Below are 2,475 nucleotides of genomic sequence, written 5' to 3'. Positions count from 1 at the left end.
GGCATATGCGGTGTGCCAGAAAAATGCGGTTGCTGGATTTGGGGTCGCTTCGCAACCCAGCGGGAGCAAGCTCCCTCGCCACAGTGGGCTCCACTGACTCAGTCCCCAAAAACAAGAAACCCCGCATCACGCGGGGTTTCTTGTTTCCGGTGGTTCGGGAAAGCGGGCCATCGCGGGCCTGCTTCCACAGGGTTTCGCGTATCAAGCCACCACTTGGTAACACGGCACATACGCCGCGCCACCCGGCAGTTTCATCCGGTGCTGGGCAACGAAGGCTTTGAGCAAATGGTCCAGCGGCTGCAAGACCTCGGCATCACCGCGAATCTGGTACGGCCCGTGTTCTTCGATCAGGCGGATGCCCTTGTCCTTGACGTTGCCGGCGACGATGCCGGAGAACGCGCGGCGCAGGTTGGCGGCCAGTTCGTGGGGCGGCAGGTTGCGGCTCAGTTGCAGGTTGGCCATGTTGGCGTGGGTCGGGTCGAACGGGCGCTGGAAGCCTTCGTCGATCTTCAGTAGCCAGTTGAAATGGAACGCGTCGTTGCGCTCACGGCGGAACTGTTTGACCGCTTTGAGGCCCTGAGTCATCTGCCGCGCTACTTCGGCCGGGTCGTCGATGATGATCTCGTAGTGCTGCTGCGCTTCTTCACCGAGGGTTGCGCCGACGAAGGCGTGCAGTTGCTCCAGATACGGCGCGGCGCTTTTCGGCCCGGTAAGGACCACCGGGAACGGCAGGTCCTGGTTGTCCGGATGCATCAGGATGCCGAGCAGGTACAGGAACTCTTCGGCCGTGCCCGCGCCGCCGGGGAAAATGATGATGCCGTGGCCAACCCGCACGAACGCTTCCAGGCGTTTCTCGATGTCCGGCAGGATAACCAGTTCGTTGACGATCGGGTTCGGTGCTTCGGCGGCGATGATCCCCGGCTCGGTCAAGCCGAGGTAACGGCCGCCGTGGATGCGTTGCTTGGCATGGGCGATGGTCGCGCCTTTCATCGGGCCTTTCATCACGCCAGGGCCGCAACCGGTGCAGATGTCCAGGCTGCGCAGGCCGAGTTCGTGGCCGACTTTCTTGGTGTATTTGTATTCTTCGGTGTTGATCGAGTGGCCGCCCCAGCACACCACGATTTTCGGCTCGACGCCGGGGCGCAGGGTGCGGGCGTTGCGCAGCAGGTGGAAGACGTAGTCGCTGATGCCCTGGGAGGTGCTCAGGTCGATGCTCAAGGCGTCGAGTTCGTTTTCGGTGTAGACGATGTCGCGCAGGGCGCTGAAGAGCATTTCGCGGGTGCTGGCAATCATTTCGCCATCGACGAAAGCGTCGGCGGGGGCGTTCAGCAGTTCCAGGCGTACGCCACGGTCTTGCTGGTGAATGCGGATTTCGAAGTCTTTGTAGGCTTCCAGGATGGTCTTGGCGTTATCGACGTGGGCGCCGGTATTGAGGATGGCCAGGGCGCACTGGCGGAAGAGGGTGTAGGTGATGCCGGATGATGCTTCGCTCAGTTGCTGCACTTCACGCTGGGAGAGCGTTTCCAGGCTGCCTTTAGGGCTGACCGAGGCGTTGATTACATGTCGTTGGGTCATTCAATGATCCTTAAAACGATGTCACCCGCCAGCAACGGCGCATGGCATCCGAATAGTGTGTATCCATGATGAAGATGGCACGAACTGCGCTGTATCGCCATGCTCCCGTTTGACGATGAAAAGATGAAAAGGAGCTCCAGCATAGCTAAATCCTTCGGGGAGGCGATAATGCCTCGCAGTCTTTTTGTCACAGCGCCTTTTACCATCGATGCAAGGAACCCCGTCGCGATGTTCGAAATCCAGCCAATGAATGCCGAAACCTATCGACGCCAGACGCGGCGCAGCACGGTGATCATCGCCCTGATGTTCCTGGCGCTGGCGATGGTGCTGTCGACGGTGGCGGTGACGTTGTTCGGTGAGCCCGGCGGCGATAATCTGCGGTTCAACGTGGGCGGTGTGTTTGCCGCGTTGTTGCTGACAGTGGCGCTGATGCGCGGCAAGTTCTGGAGGCAGGAGTGGATGGCGCCAGCGGTCTATGGTTGGCAGCTCAAGCGCAGCCTGATGAGCGTCACCAACGTCATGCACCAGGTGACGGCGGCGGTGGAGCAGGGCGACCCTGCCGCCATGAAGCTGCTGCGCTTTTATCACTTGGGGCTGAGCCAGATGCACCAGTTGGACGGCAACTCCAGCGATCAAAGTCAGCTGACCCGAGAGATGGACCAGCACAAGGCACGGATGGACGCGTTGGGCATCGAGACCGAACAGAGGCGATTGAATCCGGCCTGGTTTGAGGCGATCAAACAGACGCCGATGTAGGATTACGATCGCTGGCAATGAGCGTTTTTGTGCAAATCACCTATCGTATCGGTAGCGGGTTGTAATGGTTTGAGCGCCGGTCACGGCTGGCTGGCGCTAAAAGGGCGAACGGGAAAATTCGCCATGTCATAAGCATGTCATAAG

General features: G+C 60.0%; 2 protein-coding genes. One reads left to right on the top strand and one right to left on the bottom strand.

What is annotated here, in order from left to right:
- Nucleotides 1-201: 201 nt before the first annotated feature.
- Nucleotides 202-1,575 carry a nucleotide 5'-monophosphate nucleosidase PpnN gene (gene ppnN, locus AC1DLB_RS27520; RefSeq protein WP_018928007.1) on the bottom strand — a complete coding sequence of 458 codons (1,374 nt, stop codon included), beginning with the start codon at nt 1,573-1,575 and terminating at the stop codon, nt 202-204.
- A gap of 228 nt (nt 1,576-1,803) precedes the next feature.
- Here ppnN and AC1DLB_RS27515 point away from each other — a divergent pair, with 228 nt between their 5' ends.
- Entirely contained in the window at nt 1,804-2,331 is a 528-nt protein-coding gene (locus tag AC1DLB_RS27515; RefSeq protein WP_477744575.1) for a DUF3087 domain-containing protein, read from the top strand.
- Nucleotides 2,332-2,475: the final 144 nt, after the last annotated feature.

This window comes from Pseudomonas sp. 05N434 (genome assembly GCF_056396965.1).
The sequence above is the reverse complement of the archived record's forward strand: the minus strand, read 5'-3'. Positions and strand labels throughout refer to the sequence as shown.

What these genes read in the sequence shown, in the direction of transcription:
- ppnN (WP_018928007.1), bottom strand. Translation starts at nt 1,575, where the DNA reads ATGACCCAACGACATGTAATCAACGCCTCGGTCAGCCCTAAAGGCAGC.
- AC1DLB_RS27515 (WP_477744575.1), top strand. Translation starts at nt 1,804, where the DNA reads ATGTTCGAAATCCAGCCAATGAATGCCGAAACCTATCGACGCCAGACG.